Below are 15,171 nucleotides of genomic sequence, written 5' to 3' on the forward strand. Positions count from 1 at the left end.
CTATCACAATTATTCAACTAAAGCCTTAATTAAGTCACTGGCCCTTACAAGACCCACAAGGTCTCCTTCAACACCGATGACCGGAATTTGCTCAATATTCAATGTTTTCATTTTTTTAGCGCAATCGGAAACTTTAGTTTTAGAATTAGCTACTTCAACATTGCCGATAGCAACATCGCCGACAACCTTATCGGTGAATTTCAAACGGTTTTTCTCAATGTACAATACGGAAGTACTGTCCCAGGACCATTTGTCACCTTCAGTACCGACAGTGGAACTGTGTTCACTTCTCTCGGAAATGATTTCACTTTCGGCAATGAAATCAGTCTCGGTTAAGATTCCTGATAATTGGGCATCATCATCAATTGCCAAAATAGACTTGAGGCCGAACTGTTTCATGGATTCAAAAGCAACATTCAAAGGAGCCTTATCCCATGTGGTAGGAACGGTTGTAATCATATAATTTTCAACTGCGTCATCAATATCGAGTTTTGTTAAAGCTTGAGACACCAGGTCAAATGAAGTAATAATTCCAACTAAATCACCATCATCATTGACTACAGGAATTCTTCTTACATTACTTTCAATCATTCTTTTAGCTACATCCTTAACGTCCTCATCAGGACTTGCGACTATAAGATTTCTACTCATCAACATTGCGATTTGTTCTTCATCAGGATTATTGATTAAATCTGAACGGGTCACAACGCCAACCAAATGTTTGGTATCGTCTTTAACGACCGGAAGAACCGCTTTATTTTCTTTTCTCATCAAGTCTAAAACTTTTTCTCGGCTACCCGGAACGGATACGCTAACAACTTTTTTAGACATTACTCTTTTTACTAACATAAAAATACACCTTATGCATATAATCATATGAAAAAATTATAATTAAATTAATGTACAACTAAAACAGGACATTTAGCGGCATTAACGACTTTGTCACTAACGCTTCCCAAAATAAATCTATCAAAACCAGATTTACCGGAACTGCCAACAACAATCAAATCAACACTTTCCTCAGAAGCAACCTCCAAAATAGAATTTGCAGGAGAACCTTCCCTGATAATTGAAGTTATTTTAATATCTTCTTCATTCATATCTTCAAATTCCTTTAAGTCTCTTTTACATCGATCATTTAATATTTGATTTAATTGTTCTACTTCATCAGTGGTGGAAATTCCATTGATAAAATGATTTTCAGATACGCTTAATGCAATAATTTCAGCTCCAGTTACTTTAGCTAAAAATAAAGCATGTAATTGGGCTTTTTTTGCAAATTCAGACCCGTCTGTTGGAACTAAAATCTTTTTGTACATAATTACATCTCCAATAATATATAATTTTATATGTCTAATATATTATTAGTATAATCTATATTGATAGTATATAATATATTTTTTGTTTCTGAACGGTTAATTATGCTCAAATATGGATTTTTTGAAAAATGTTTAAAGACGTTTATCTCCGCATTCTGACCGATTTCAATGAATGATTTGGTAAAACTATATTTAATCGAATTGGTTGTTGCCATTTTAAGAAGTTCACATGGGTTTAAATAGTTTTTATAAATTATTGACATTAATTTAAGTGTAAATTCCAGTTCCCTGAGTATATTTGGACTGTTAAGCATTAAATTATCAGTTCCTAAAATAGGTTTGATATTCATGTTCAGCATTTCATTTAACGGAGGGATACCGACATTCAACGTTGCATTAGCCCTCGGACAGACAACGATATTTGAATCTGAGTCATTGATTAAATTTAAATCGTTGTTTTTGGGATTTGTGCAGTGAACAAGCTGATTGAAGCCGGAATTAACTCCTCTTTCAATTTCTGTCTTGTTGAATTTCTTTAATGAATCGATTTGATTGGATTCGGATTCTGCAACATGAATTGATGAAATCTTACCTGCCTTCTCGCATTCTCTTGTGATTAGATTGGCAACTTCATCGGTGATTTCACCAAAACCGCTTGGAGCTATGCCGTCGGCTTCCTTCAGGAGTTTTCGAATAGCTATTTTAACCTTGGATAAATCCGGATCATCACCATAAAAGCTATCATCACGGCCGAGAATTATCGGCGTTATTGGAATGTCCTTGGAAGCTTTTTTTAATAATTTAATGCCTTTAAGACCACCTTCACGGTAATCAATGAAATGAGTGGTGCCTGATTCAACCATTTCCCACATTGAAGCTTTCATTGCTTCAATAATATCTTCATCTTCTGCTGATGCAAGGGCACGATGTTTAACGCCGTTTGGCGGCTTGACCATTTCACTTAACGATAGCCCGTAGCCTTCATCTTTGATTATGGAATCGCCGATATGAGTATGACCATTTAGAAATGAAGGTGCTATAATTGAGCCTTCAGCATCAATGATTTTGCCTTCCTTAGCATCCTTGGAAATGTCTGTGATGATTCCCTCATCAACAACAAGATTTGCCTTAATCGGGTCCAGATTCAAGCCCCTTAAAATAATTCCATTAGCTATAGTGAACATTAAAAAGAAGTCTTTAATTGAAAATATTTAAATTTTATGGAGTGTTAAAAAAAAGAAATGAATGGTTTAAAAATTAATTTAAACCAGTTTATAGTTTTTATGATGTTATGCTGTCATCACATGGAGTTAAATCCACTAATGGCACTTCATCATCAGGATTGGTACACTGTTTAATTATCTCTTCATTGATAATATTATCTTCATGGACTTTGCTTCCATCATCATAAACTTTGTAACCTGAAATTTCCCAAAGATTGTAAGCATCATCATGAGAATAACTACCTTCTTTGTAACCTGATCCAAGATAACCCATGAAATGGTGACATAATGCTGCATCAGGTAATGGATTTGTAACTTCACCAATAGCTACGAAACCTCCACATTCAACACATATAATATATCTATCAGCTAATCCATCTTCTACATTGTAATGTGCATATTTACCAATATATACAAGATCTTTAGCCTCTTCTTTTATAACACCAGACTGTGCAATTTGAGTGCTGATTGAATCATCTTGCACAGGTATTAACTTAGAATTGTCTGTATTTATTTGAATATCATTATCTGCAATATTTGTAGTATCATCATTGGATACAGTTGCATTTTCAGATAAAACTGCATATGCTCCAGAAGAAATACAAATAATAGCAATAATAAATATTCCCAACATTATTTTTCTTTTCATAATAATCACATTAAAACATTTGTGGTAATATATATATACAGCAATATATACTTTACTATATGAGTAATTTAAATTACACATATGAAAAAAATTAGAGGTGGAAAAATGACTTTAAAAAAGATAATCATAATCAGTTTATTATTTATCTTGACTATCGGTGCAGTTAATGCAAGTGATGATGTAAATTCACTTCAAGCAGAGCCAAACAATGAAATTAGTCAAGATATCATTAGTTTAGAAAATACATATGAAATTAATGATGCAAATTATAACACTTATTTCGATGAAAACGGAAAAACAAATGAAAATATCAGTAACGGAGATACAATCAGATTAGGAAACCTTACAAACAAAGAAATATGCATTGACAAAAGTCTAACAATAACCCCGATAACTTCAAACGATGAATTAATTAATTCCATGATTAAATTAGTATCCGGAAGCGATAATTCAATCATTAATGGAATTAAAATCATAAATAACAATGATACCCAATTTAAACATGCAATAGTAATAAATGATTCTAATAATGTAACAATTACACAAGCAATTATTGATTCAATATATCCTATTGACAGCCATATTTTGATAAATTCTTCAAAATCTATCAAAGTAGTTAATTCTACTTTTATTAATTCCGGAGACACTTACATAGTAATTATTAATACAACAAACAACTGTACAGGTTTAATTGTTGGATATAATACTATAATAATAAGACGAAATACTATAATTTCTGAAGATTTAACAAAAATAGAAAAAAATGCTTCAAAATTCGAAGCTAAATTTGTACAAAAAGATAATCCTTTAAGCTTTATTCAAGTTTCATTTATAATTAATGGTGTTAACTACAAAAGAACAACAGATGATAAAGGAATTGCCAGAATAGCTATTAATCTTGAACCTGGAAACTACACAATCCAATCAATAAACTCATATAGTGGAGAAGTAAAAAACAACACAATTACAGTACTGCCAAGGATTGTTGAGAATAATGATTTGGAAAAATTCTACCGCAACGATTCACAATACTGGATTAAAATATTAGATGACAATGGAAATCCTGTAGGTGCTAATGAAACTGTTACATTCAACATTAACGGAGTATTCTACAACAGAACAACAAACGCTTCAGGATACGTGAAACTCAATATCAACTTACAGCCTGGCGAATACATAATAACCGCAGAATATAAAGGATGCAGAGTATCCAACAACATCACAGTAAAACCAGTACTGTTCGCAGAAAACTTAACTAAAAAATTCAATACTTCAGATCAGTTCAAAGCCAAATTACTTGACGGTAAAGGCAATCCATTAGCTAATACTAATGTTACATTCAACATACACGGAGTATTCTATACCCGCACAACAGACAGCGAAGGAATTGCCAGATTAAACATTAACCTCCAACCAGGCGAATACATAATAACATCAAGCTACAACGGCACAAACGTAGCAAACAAAGTCACTGTAACTGAATAAAGAAGTTTTAAAAACTTCTTTTCCTTTTTTTATTTCCGATAAAATAACTATATTAAACACCACGGACATATTAATAGTTACCATCAAAAATTAATGAGGATGATTTAAATTAACTCTCAGGAAATAAGGTATTTTTACAGAAATATCGTTAAAAGCGGAGATGTGTACCGTATCAAGTATAATAATAAAGACTATGGGGAGTTTACAAAATTATCCGACGCATTATATGAAAGGGACGCATTATTTTACTGTAATTTTGACTACGATTTGCTTGTGGAATGCGACCTTGAAAACAAGTATGAAAATAAGGTGCTGCCGCCATTTCCCGAAAAAAGATCAAAGGGAAGAATTAGAGGAATTAAAGTTAACAAAAAGGAAAGGGAAGGGGAAATTCTTTTCGACCATAAAAAAAGAGTATTTTACATCCAAAAGGGAGATAAAAAAATTGGCCAATACGCTTCAATGACCGAAGCATTCTACTATAAAAAGATATTAATGGAAAACAACTGGGATGAAAACGCCCTTAGAAGCAAAATTACCCTTAGAATCAACATGAACAGGAAACTGGATTTAAATAAGGAATATAAAGTTGAATTAATCTATTGTCCTAACTGCAGAAGCAAATTGAAAATCAATCAGGAGGAATGTCCTTCCTGCGGATTCAATATCAAGGAGTATCTTACTCAAAAAAAAGTAATTAATGAAGAATAATTATTCTTCACCAACATATTCATTTAATGATTTTACACTAATTTTATTATTCTGTACGGATTCAATAGCATTTAAGGCGGCTCTTGCACCGGCCAAAGTGGTAACGTAAGGAATGCCGAGCTCAATAGCTAGACGCCTGATGATATAACCATCCATTGCTGACTGCTTACCTTCTGAAGTGTTGATAATCAGGTCAATTTCCTTACCTAAAATAGCGTCTCTGATGTTAGGAGAGCCCTGTGAGACTTTTTTGACTTTCTCAACGCTGTCGAGTCCGGTTGCATCGGCGGTTCCTGGAGTTGCAACAAGTTCAAATCCTAAATTAGCTGCCTTTTCAGCAATAGGTCTGATTTTCTTCTTGTCATCCTCTTTAACACTTATGAAGATTTTACCTTCTTTAGGCAAGTCCATACCCGCTGAAAGCTGTGACTTGTAGAATGCCAATCCAAAGTTTTCATCTATACCGATACTTTCACCGGTGGATTTCATTTCAGGACCTAAAACGGTATCTGATTCAGGTAACTTTAAGAATGGGAACACAGATTCCTTAACAGCAACGTGGTCTATTTTAATTTCCTTGGTCAAGCCGAAGTCCTTCAATTTTGCGCCGTCCATAATCCATGTAGCCACTTTTGCCAACGGCACGCCTATGGCCTTGCTTACAAACGGAACGGTTCTACTTGCACGAGGATTTGCCTCAATGATATAAACCATTTCCTCATCAAGCTTTACGGCATACTGAATGTTCATCAAACCTTTAACGTCAAGTTCCAAAGCCAGCTTGGTTGAGTTTTCACGGATTGTGTCTAAAATATGCGTTGGTATCGTTTGCGGAGGAATTACACATGCGGAGTCTCCTGAGTGGACACCTGCCTCTTCGATATGCTCCATGATTCCTGCAATGAATACGTCATCGCCGTCACATAACAAATCAACATCAAGCTCGATTGCGTTTTCTAAAAACTTATCAACTAAAATAGGATGTTCAGGTGAAACCTTTACGGCTTCCTGCATATATTCCTCAAGCTCATTGTTGTCATAAACGATTTCCATAGCCCTTCCGCCAATAACGTATGACGGACGTACCAGTACTGGGAATGTGATTTTTTCTGCGATTTTACGGGCTTCCTCAAAGGAATTTGCGGTTCCGTACGGAGCCTGATGAATGTGCAGCTTCTCGAGAAGTTCAGCGAATAATTCCCTGTCTTCTACCCTGTCGATGCTTTCATATGGAGTTCCTAAAATCTTAACTCCAGCATTTGCCAGAGGCACGGCCAGGTTGATTGATGTCTGACCTCCAAACTGAACGATAACGCCGTCAGGTTTTTCCTGTTCTATTACTCCCATTACGTCTTCAAAGGTAATAGGTTCAAAGAACAGCTTATCTGAAATGTCATAATCGGTACTTACGGTTTCAGGGTTGTTATTAATCAGGATAGTTTCGATTCCATCTTCCTTTAAAGCCAAGGATGAATGTACACAACAGTAATCGAATTCGATACCCTGACCGATTCTGATTGGTCCTGCACCTAAAATGACGACTTTTTTCTTTGTCGTTGAGGTCAATTCGTTTCCTTCATCATAGCTGCTGTAGTAATAAGGAGTTTTAGCCTCAAACTCGGCAGCACAGGTATCTACCATCTTATAGGATTGTTTTATATTGTATCTTGAAAGCAGGTTTCTGATGTATTCTTCAGTCTGGCCTGACAATTCAGCCAGTCTTTTATTGGAACAGCCGATCTGCTTTGCTTTTCTTAAATAATCACAATCATCCAGTTTTTCAGCAGTAACGCCGTTTTCAAACTCTACGATGTTTCTGATTTTGTAGAGGAAGAATTTATCGATATTGGTTAATTCCTGAATCTTGTCCAGATCCATTCCGTCCTTAATGGCAGAGTAAATCTGGAAATAAATAACGTCAGTCGGATTGGCCAAATCCTCTTCAGTGTATTCGACGTATTCAAAGCCGTCAAAGCCCATGTCCAGTGATCTGAGCGCTTTCTGGAATGCCTCTTCAAAGGTCCTTCCGATAGCCATCACTTCACCGGTTGCCTTCATCTGAACGCCTACCTGGCGGCTGATTCCTTTAAACTTATCGAACGGCCATCTTGGGATTTTTATTACCACATAATCAATGGCCGGTTCAAAGGAAGCCGGGGTTTCCTTGGTAATGTCGTTTCTGATTTCATCCAAAGTCATTCCCAAAGCTATTTTTGATGATATCTTAGCAATCGGATAACCTGTTGCCTTTGATGCAAGGGCACTGCTTCTTGACACACGAGGATTTACCTCAATTACCTTATATTCATCGGTTTCGGGATTTAATGCGAACTGGATGTTACATCCTCCGCGAATTCCCAAAGCCCTGATAATCTTGATTGATGCGTCACGCATTTTTTGAATCGTTTCATCGCATAAGTTAAGGATAGGGGCAACTACAACACTGTCTCCTGTGTGGATTCCCATAGGGTCTATATTTTCCATTGTACAGACGATGATACAGGTATCTTCCTTATCCCTCATGACTTCGAATTCTATTTCCTTCCATCCCAGAACAGATTCGTCAATGAGAACCTGATTGATGAAACTCATGTCCAGTCCGTGATTTGCGATTTCAATCAGTTCCTCTTCATTGTGGGCTATTCCTCCACCGGTTCCGCCCAATGTGAATGCCGGCCTTACAATGACAGGATAGCCGATATCCTTAACGGCTTCAAGGGCATCGTCAACGCTTTCAACAGCCTGACATTTAGGAATTTCCTCACCTATTTCTTCCATGAGGTTTGCAAATAAATCACGGTCTTCAACGTCCTTGATTGTCTGGACGTCAGATCCTAAAACCTTAATGTCATCAAGTAAGCCTAAATCTCCAAGACCTGTTGCTATGTTCAATCCTGTCTGTCCGCCCATGGTTGGTAAAATAGCATCAACTTCTTCTTCCTTTATGATTTTAGCAACGATTTCTGGAGTCAATGGTTCTGTATAAACAGTATCTGCCATGTCAATATCAGTCTGGATAGTAGCCGGATTACTGTTGACAAGTACGGTTTCGATTCCCTCTTCCCTTAATGATTTGCATGCTTGTGATCCTGAATAATCGAACTCTGCAGCCTGTCCGATTTGAATAGGTCCAGAACCAATAATCAATACTTTTTTAATATCTTTATCTACTGGCATTTGTAATCCCCTCTAATAATCATCCATCATTTGGTTAAATTCGTCAAAAATGCTTCTCGTATCGTTCGGACCAGGTCCCGCTTCAGGATGGTACTGTATACAATGCAGAGGCAGTTCCTTGTGTGAAATGCCTTCTGGAGTTCCATCATTCAAATTAATCTGGGTTAAAAGCAGGTCGGTTTCCTTCAAGGATTCCTTATCTATGGTAAATCCATGATTTTGTGATGTGATAAATACTTTTCCGGTGTTTAAATCCTTGACTGGCTGGTTTTCTCCCCTATGTCCAAATTTCATCTTATATGATTTGGCTCCGAAAGATTTTGCAATCAACTGCTGACCCATACAGATTCCAAAGATAGGCAATCTGTTTGAGAGCTTTTTCATGGTTTCAATGGTCTCGGATACCCTATCCGGATTTCCTGGACCTGACGTTATCATCAAACCGCTTGGAGAATAATCCAGAATGGTTTTGTAATCAGTATCATAAGGGAACAGGACTACACCAATGTCCCTTTCCAAAAATGAGTTGATAATGTTCTTTTTAACGCCGCAGTCAATCAAAGCCACTTTCTTATCAGCATCCTCATTGAAGATTTTAATTTCTTTTGTTGAAACCAAAGGAACGACATCCCTGTCTTCAATGCTTGGCTGTGATTCGGCCATTTCAATCAATTTGTCATCGGCAATGTCTTCAGTTGTGATGGCAGCCTTGAGTGAACCCCTTTCACGTATCTTTAAAGTCAAATCACGGGTGTCGACTCCGCTGATACCTGGCGTCTTGAATTCCTTTAAAAACTCATCCAAAGTTTTTTGAGGGCCGAAATTGGACACTTCACGGCAGACCTCACGGCAAACAAATCCCTCAACCTGAATCCTATCAGATTGGTACCATTCTTCACTGACCCCATGATTTCCTTCTAAAGGGTAAGTGGACATTAATATTTCTCCTTTAAAAGACGGGTCTGTTAAAGATTCGGTGTAACCACCCATACCTGTTGAAAAAACAAGTTCTCCCAATTTAGTGGTCTCGAAACCAAACGCTTCTCCTTTAATAACAGTACCATCTTCCAAAGCTAATTTAGCTATTTTTACCATTAAATCACCATTGTAAGAAAATAAAAAATTATTATCTGTATAATATATCTTTTCCAATATTATTAAAACTTTGTTTTTTAGGAAAAATGGTAAAAAAATAAAAAAAATAAAAGGCTAATCAGAGTCAAAATTCATGAATTTTGCTACCCTATAGCCTTTTTCTGTTAATTTATATAATCTGCCCTTTCGGACATTAGGTGTTGCGCAGATAACAAGATCTTGTCTTCTCAAATCAGCCAGAATGTTTGAAATGTGATTTGTACGGACATCAATCCTGTCTCCGATTTCCTTAGGAGTTTTGAGGTCATAAAGTAAAAACCTTATGATCTCCTTTCGGTACTCCGATGCTTTTACATAAGCCACCAGTTCAAGAAATTTATCATCGCTATCCATAAAAACAGATTTGTCAATCATAAATACTATTGATATACATTGTTTAACACACAATTAACAAATTAGTAACACATACAATAAGAAAAATCCCTAAAATCACCGCAAAATACGATAATTAGTGAATTACTGATTTATAAAACCTTTTAAACATATTAAAGTAGCCATAAGCATTAAATAGAACTTATGATTTTAAAGCAAATAATTGAGGTAAATTCAGGTAGCTAAAAGCTCATCAAGGACATTTAAGAGATTATTCATTTCTTGATTTTCAGGCTGAAATCCAGGCTTCTTGTGGAATGTGTCAGCGCACCGACTGATATTATATCCACACCCAAATCAATATAATCCAGAATATTGTTCTTATTGATGCCGCCGGATATTTCAATCAATGAATTGCTGCGGATTTTCCTATCCTCAAGCTCGCCAAGGACTTCGCTGACTTGAGACGGATTCATATTATCCAGCATGACAATATCCGCACCATTTTCAACGCAGGCAACCGCATCTTCAAGGCTTTCCACTTCAATTTCAATTTTTTTGGAAAAGCTTACATTTTCCTTTGCTTTTTTAAGGGCATCAAGTGGATTACCGGCAACGGCAATATGATTGTCCTTAATTAGAACCATATCATCCAGACAGAATCTATGCGTATCAGCACCGCCAATCTGCAGTGCCAATTTATCAAATTTACCAAGGGCAGGTTGCGTTTTACGTGTTCCGGCAATAATTGCCTTTCCCTCAGCCATTTTTACATAGCTATTTGCTTCACTTGCAACGCCGCTCATGCGCATCAGCAAATTGAGCGCTGTTCGCTCAACCAACAAAATATCTCGAGCGTTGCCCTGAAGAGACATCAATAAATCGCCTTTTTTTATCTCGCAGGAGTCCTTTAAATGAAAGAGCACCCGAACATTGCGGGATTCAAACAAATCCTTGGCTATGTCAATGCCCGCCAGGATACCTTCATCCTTTGAGATAATATATGCACTTACCTCTTCATTGTCATCGATTATGCTATTTGAGGTTATATCCCCAAAACCTTCATCTTCCTCAAGCATATATTCAAGAATCTTTTTCAATGAATGTCACCTTAAAAAATTTAATATGTCATGGAATATATATATCCATATTACAATATAAAAATAAGTGATTTGATTATGGAAATAACATTTTTAGGAACATCCTCTGCAGTTCACTCATCTTCAAGAAGCCATCCTTCAATAGCATTAAAAGCTTTTGGGGAAGTAATGCTCTTTGATTGCGGTGAGGGAACTCAAAGGCAATTGATTTATGCAAAGATAAGTCCCATGAAGATATCCAAGATATTCATCAGCCATTATCATGGCGATCATATTTTGGGCATTCCGGGACTGCTTCAGTCAATGAGCTTCAGAGGCCGTGAAACGAAATTAACGATATACGGCCCTAAAGGTCTGAACAATCTGCGTGAAGCCATTGCCAGTTTGGGATTTCCGAATTTTGATTTTCCTTTGGAATGGATTGAAATCGATTCCGGAACAGTTATAGAAAATGAGGAATATGTAATTAAGGCACAGAGAGTCAGACACAATACGCTGACTTTGGCATATTCAATTGAGGAAATTAAAAAGCCAAGGTTCCAGCGCCAAAAGGCCATTGATTTGGGCGTTCCTGTCGGCCCTGATTTCGGAAAGCTGCACAATGGAATTCCCGTTGAAATTGACGGGAAAATAATTACTCCCGACCAGGTTTTAGGGCCTCCAAGAAAGGGAAGCAAACTGACATATTCCGGAGACACTATTCCCTGCGAGGAAATGATTCAATTTGCAAAGGATTCAACCCTGTTAATCCATGAATCAACCTATAAAAGTGAAGATAAAGACAAGGCAATGGAACATGCCCATTCGACTGCCACTGATGCCGCAGACATTGCCCTTCAGTCAAATTCAAAAGAGCTTATATTAACCCATATCAGCACAAGATACACTGAAATTGATGATATGCTCAATGAAGCCCGGGAAATTTTTGAAAATACAAAAATAGCTAAGGACTTTATGAAACAGGAGATATAAAATGGATATACCAAGCGATCCGATTCAAACATTAATAACAATATTGATTATAATCATATTAACTACAATTGTAGTCAGACTGATTGCAGGATTATTCAACAGATTTGAGCGATTTAAGGAAGATATGACTGCAATCTATCTTATAAGAGACATTGTAACCTATCTCATCTATTTCATTGCGTTAATTGACATACTGAATTTATTCGGCATTAATCTGTATGGTACCTTGCTCAGTTTAGGTATTGTAGGTATTGCCGTGAGCCTTGCAGCAAAGGACATAATCTCCAATCTCTTTTCCGGAATCATACTGATTCTGGGAAGAAGCATTAAAGTCGGAGACACCATCGAAATCAACAATACGAAAGGCGTCATTCAACTTATCCGTTTGAGAACCACGGTAATTAAGGATGATGACGGAATCGTAAGCAACATTCCGAACTCAACCCTGACAAACAACCTGTTTAAACTGTACAAGGCTCCTGAAAAATACAGAATCAACATTTTTGCAGGTCTGGCTCTGGATATCGATTTGGATGAATTCAATGAATACATTATGGAAAAAATCAAGGCATTGGATGGGGTTTTAGACAAACCCGAACCCAGAATTTATGCAAAGGAAATAACCTTTGAAGAAACAAAGATTAAAATATCATTCTGGATAGAAGATTATAATAATAAAGACGACTATAAATTAAAGATTACTAATGAAATAAGAAAATTTGTGAATAGGTGAAAAGATGGCTACAATACAAGAGGAAATCAAGGAGTTGAAAGAAGAAAAAAATGCAATCATTCTTGCGCACAACTATCAGCCTAAGGAAATACAGGAAATTGCCGATTTTCTTGGAGACTCTTTAGAATTATGTATAAAGGCTTCTGAAATTGATGATAAGGATCTGGTGGTATTCTGCGGTGTGGACTTCATGGCCGAAACTGCACATATCCTAAACCCGGATAAGAAAATTGTCATTCCCGATTTGGAAGCGGAATGTCCTATGGCTCACATGCTGCCTGAAGAGGAATTATTGAAAGCTAAAGAGGAACATCCTGATGCCGGAGTCATTCTCTACGTAAACAGTATTGCCGAGGCAAAGCAGCATGCTGATACATTATGTACCTCAGCCAATGCGGTGAAAGTTACTGAAAGCCTACCCCATGATGAAATCCTCTTCGGACCGGACAAGAATCTGGGAACCCATGTTCAGGAAAGGGTGGATAAAAAAATCATTCCGACCCCTAAAGACGGGCACTGCTACGTTCACAGACTATTCCATGTTGAAGACGTTGAGCTTAAGCGTGAAGAGTATCCTAATGCAGTAATAATCTGCCACCCTGAGTGCAATAAGGAAGTTCAGGATGCCTGTGATGAGGTCTTATCAACAGGAGGAATGCTGAGATTCATTGCTGAAAGCGACGCCGAGGAATTTGTAATCGGTACTGAAATAGATATGATTACAAGAATTAACTCAGAAATTCCTGGAAAAAAACTATATCCTCTGCTTGAAGGGGCAATATGTAAAACAATGAAACTGCACACCTTGGAAAAAGTCAGGGATGCACTTAAAAATGAAGCTCCTGAAGTCACGCTTCCAGAAGAAGTGGCTCAAAAATCATTAAAAGCAGTCAATCATATGCTTGAAGCGTCAAAATAGCTAGATTACAATCTAGCTTAAAATTCTTTTTTTAAACATCACTCAAAAATCTTTTTATATCTTCTTCTATTTTATAAAGATGTTCCAATTCGTTAGGCTCATCGCCCATATCCAAAAATATCAGCTCGGAATTTTCAACGGCATTATGCAATGGGATCGAATCATATTCCGGAGTGTAATAGTTATTGTTATCAACGCTAACGATTAATAATTTACTCTTAATCCTGTCCAGATAATTTTCCAGGTTATATGTCTTTAAAAAGTCGTTGCGTATTTTGATATCATAAATGTCATAGAATAATCCTCTGTCTGCAAAGCTGTCCATTGTCAAATCGATTTCATCAATGGACATTTTATTGAAATAATTCATTGAGAAGGTAACGAGATAATGGAGCTGAGATAAGGAAATCAGCACCTTGGATATCGATTCGTCATAAACTTCAGAAAAATACTGTGGTGATGACTCAATAATGTCATTTGCCAATTTTGCATAGATATACTTGTATCCGTCATTTTTAAATGAGCTTGCAAAATGAATGACGAAATCCATTTCGTCCGGATAAAATACAGACCATCCTAAAGCCTCATAGCCTCCAAAGGCAATTCCTATGATTCCATGGAACCTTTTGATATTTTGAAACTTCTCTTTTATAAGCTGCCTTTTAAAATTAATCAGATCTTCAATTTCATATTCAGGGAAAAGATCTTTTAAACCAGTTGTGGATGGAGAGCATGATTCGGGAAAGCCCAATGAAGTTATGGATATGAAGAAATATTCCTCCTTGCTTAAAACCTTATTTTCATCTATTAACAGATGAATATCGGAAAGTGAAGAATAGTCTCCTTCAAAGGTATGGCAAAACATGATGGCATTTACAATATTGCCTTCCTCATCATATTTTGGAGTTCCCATAACACCATAATCCACATGAACATTATTAAGAACACGTCCGTTCTTGAATTCAAATTCATCGAATATATGATGTTCATTTTTCAAATAATATCTTCCACTATCCATTTGCAACCACAAATAATTAATTTTCCTTATAAATTGCTATTCATTTAAAAGTATATAAATCTTTTTGATATCAAAAAATCAATACTTTTTTCACCAAAAAATACCGGAAAAACTGATTAAATCTTCACATATCCTCCAGAAAACTTGAAAGAAAAACATTCATCTCAATCTCTTCACGGGCAATGAAATCATCCAACCTTATTTTGGCAATGTCGCTTTGAAATGGGAATATTTCCTCAAAATAGACTCTGATTTTAAAGACATCACCATTAACAGACGTTTCATCATCCAGATTCTCATTCAAAAAATCCATCTGCTCCACTGACAGGCCATATGCCTCGTAGTCTATGAATGGAATTTCCGCATCTTCATCGAAACCCGTTATTTTAACGTTCATC

15 protein-coding genes are annotated in these 15,171 nt (G+C 36.4%); 5 read left to right on the forward strand and 10 right to left on the reverse strand.

The window, feature by feature from the left end:
- Positions 1-9 precede the first annotated feature (9 nt).
- The 4 genes from F3G70_RS04895 to F3G70_RS04910 form a co-directional block, all read right to left on the reverse strand.
- Complete coding sequence (locus F3G70_RS04895; RefSeq protein WP_149731584.1) at positions 10-849, reverse strand: CBS domain-containing protein; 840 nt, start codon at positions 847-849, stop codon at positions 10-12.
- 47 nt (positions 850-896) lie between these two features.
- Entirely contained in the window at positions 897-1,319 is a 423-nt protein-coding gene (locus F3G70_RS04900; protein ID WP_149731585.1) for a universal stress protein, read from the reverse strand.
- 26 nt (positions 1,320-1,345) lie between these two features.
- A complete protein-coding gene (locus F3G70_RS04905) occupies positions 1,346-2,503 on the reverse strand; it encodes an amidohydrolase family protein (protein ID WP_149731586.1) in 1,158 nt (385 codons plus the stop codon).
- 97 nt (positions 2,504-2,600) lie between these two features.
- Positions 2,601-3,191, reverse strand: a complete 591-nt coding sequence (locus F3G70_RS04910; RefSeq protein WP_149731587.1) for a hypothetical protein — start codon at positions 3,189-3,191, stop codon at positions 2,601-2,603.
- A gap of 105 nt (positions 3,192-3,296) precedes the next feature.
- Here F3G70_RS04910 and F3G70_RS04915 point away from each other — a divergent pair, with 105 nt between their 5' ends.
- Entirely contained in the window at positions 3,297-4,676 is a 1,380-nt protein-coding gene (locus F3G70_RS04915) for a carboxypeptidase-like regulatory domain-containing protein (protein ID WP_149731588.1), read from the forward strand.
- Between the two features lie 108 nt (positions 4,677-4,784).
- Entirely contained in the window at positions 4,785-5,387 is a 603-nt protein-coding gene (locus F3G70_RS04920; RefSeq protein WP_394349323.1) for a zinc ribbon domain-containing protein, read from the forward strand.
- Here F3G70_RS04920 and carB read toward each other — a convergent pair whose 3' ends face one another.
- From carB to nadC, 4 genes are all read right to left on the reverse strand, one after another.
- Positions 5,388-8,564, reverse strand: coding sequence for a carbamoyl-phosphate synthase large subunit (gene carB, locus F3G70_RS04925; RefSeq protein ID WP_149731589.1), 3,177 nt, complete (start codon positions 8,562-8,564; stop codon positions 5,388-5,390).
- A 12-nt stretch (positions 8,565-8,576) separates the two neighbouring features.
- Entirely contained in the window at positions 8,577-9,659 is a 1,083-nt protein-coding gene (gene carA / locus F3G70_RS04930) for a glutamine-hydrolyzing carbamoyl-phosphate synthase small subunit (RefSeq protein WP_149731590.1), read from the reverse strand.
- 114 nt (positions 9,660-9,773) lie between these two features.
- Positions 9,774-10,052 carry a transcriptional regulator gene (locus F3G70_RS04935; protein WP_149731591.1) on the reverse strand — a complete coding sequence of 93 codons (279 nt, stop codon included), beginning with the start codon at positions 10,050-10,052 and terminating at the stop codon, positions 9,774-9,776.
- Between the two features lie 254 nt (positions 10,053-10,306).
- Complete coding sequence (nadC, locus tag F3G70_RS04940; RefSeq protein ID WP_149731592.1) at positions 10,307-11,131, reverse strand: carboxylating nicotinate-nucleotide diphosphorylase; 825 nt, start codon at positions 11,129-11,131, stop codon at positions 10,307-10,309.
- A gap of 78 nt (positions 11,132-11,209) precedes the next feature.
- Here nadC and rnz point away from each other — a divergent pair, with 78 nt between their 5' ends.
- The 3 genes from rnz to nadA are packed head-to-tail and all read left to right on the forward strand — an operon-like array spanning position 11,210 to position 13,755.
- A complete protein-coding gene (gene rnz, locus F3G70_RS04945; protein ID WP_149731593.1) occupies positions 11,210-12,103 on the forward strand; it encodes a ribonuclease Z in 894 nt (297 codons plus the stop codon).
- Between the two features lies 1 nt (position 12,104).
- Positions 12,105-12,836, forward strand: coding sequence for a mechanosensitive ion channel family protein (locus tag F3G70_RS04950; RefSeq protein WP_149731594.1), 732 nt, complete (start codon positions 12,105-12,107; stop codon positions 12,834-12,836).
- A 4-nt stretch (positions 12,837-12,840) separates the two neighbouring features.
- Positions 12,841-13,755, forward strand: a complete 915-nt coding sequence (gene nadA / locus F3G70_RS04955) for a quinolinate synthase NadA (protein ID WP_149731595.1) — start codon at positions 12,841-12,843, stop codon at positions 13,753-13,755.
- A 31-nt stretch (positions 13,756-13,786) separates the two neighbouring features.
- On the opposite strand, the gene F3G70_RS04960 is transcribed toward nadA, so the two are convergent.
- Both F3G70_RS04960 and F3G70_RS04965 read right to left on the reverse strand, forming a co-directional pair.
- Complete coding sequence (locus F3G70_RS04960) at positions 13,787-14,773, reverse strand: homoserine acetyltransferase (RefSeq protein ID WP_149731596.1); 987 nt, start codon at positions 14,771-14,773, stop codon at positions 13,787-13,789.
- A 124-nt stretch (positions 14,774-14,897) separates the two neighbouring features.
- Complete coding sequence (locus F3G70_RS04965) at positions 14,898-15,170, reverse strand: DUF5750 family protein (protein ID WP_149731597.1); 273 nt, start codon at positions 15,168-15,170, stop codon at positions 14,898-14,900.
- Between the last annotated feature and the right edge of the window lies 1 nt (position 15,171).

Source organism: Methanobrevibacter millerae (assembly GCF_900103415.1).
GTDB classification, from domain to species: Archaea; Methanobacteriota; Methanobacteria; order Methanobacteriales; family Methanobacteriaceae; genus Methanocatella; species Methanocatella millerae.

What these genes read in the sequence shown, in the direction of transcription:
- F3G70_RS04895 (WP_149731584.1), bottom strand. Translation starts at nt 849, where the DNA reads ATGTTAGTAAAAAGAGTAATGTCTAAAAAAGTTGTTAGCGTATCCGTT.
- F3G70_RS04900 (WP_149731585.1), bottom strand. Translation starts at nt 1,319, where the DNA reads ATGTACAAAAAGATTTTAGTTCCAACAGACGGGTCTGAATTTGCAAAA.
- F3G70_RS04905 (WP_149731586.1), bottom strand. Translation starts at nt 2,503, where the DNA reads ATGTTCACTATAGCTAATGGAATTATTTTAAGGGGCTTGAATCTGGAC.
- F3G70_RS04910 (WP_149731587.1), bottom strand. Translation starts at nt 3,191, where the DNA reads ATGAAAAGAAAAATAATGTTGGGAATATTTATTATTGCTATTATTTGT.
- F3G70_RS04915 (WP_149731588.1), top strand. Translation starts at nt 3,297, where the DNA reads ATGACTTTAAAAAAGATAATCATAATCAGTTTATTATTTATCTTGACT.
- carB (WP_149731589.1), bottom strand. Translation starts at nt 8,564, where the DNA reads ATGCCAGTAGATAAAGATATTAAAAAAGTATTGATTATTGGTTCTGGA.
- carA (WP_149731590.1), bottom strand. Translation starts at nt 9,659, where the DNA reads ATGGTAAAAATAGCTAAATTAGCTTTGGAAGATGGTACTGTTATTAAA.
- F3G70_RS04935 (WP_149731591.1), bottom strand. Translation starts at nt 10,052, where the DNA reads ATGGATAGCGATGATAAATTTCTTGAACTGGTGGCTTATGTAAAAGCA.
- rnz (WP_149731593.1), top strand. Translation starts at nt 11,210, where the DNA reads ATGGAAATAACATTTTTAGGAACATCCTCTGCAGTTCACTCATCTTCA.
- F3G70_RS04950 (WP_149731594.1), top strand. Translation starts at nt 12,105, where the DNA reads ATGGATATACCAAGCGATCCGATTCAAACATTAATAACAATATTGATT.
- nadA (WP_149731595.1), top strand. Translation starts at nt 12,841, where the DNA reads ATGGCTACAATACAAGAGGAAATCAAGGAGTTGAAAGAAGAAAAAAAT.
- F3G70_RS04960 (WP_149731596.1), bottom strand. Translation starts at nt 14,773, where the DNA reads ATGGATAGTGGAAGATATTATTTGAAAAATGAACATCATATATTCGAT.
- F3G70_RS04965 (WP_149731597.1), bottom strand. Translation starts at nt 15,170, where the DNA reads ATGAACGTTAAAATAACGGGTTTCGATGAAGATGCGGAAATTCCATTC.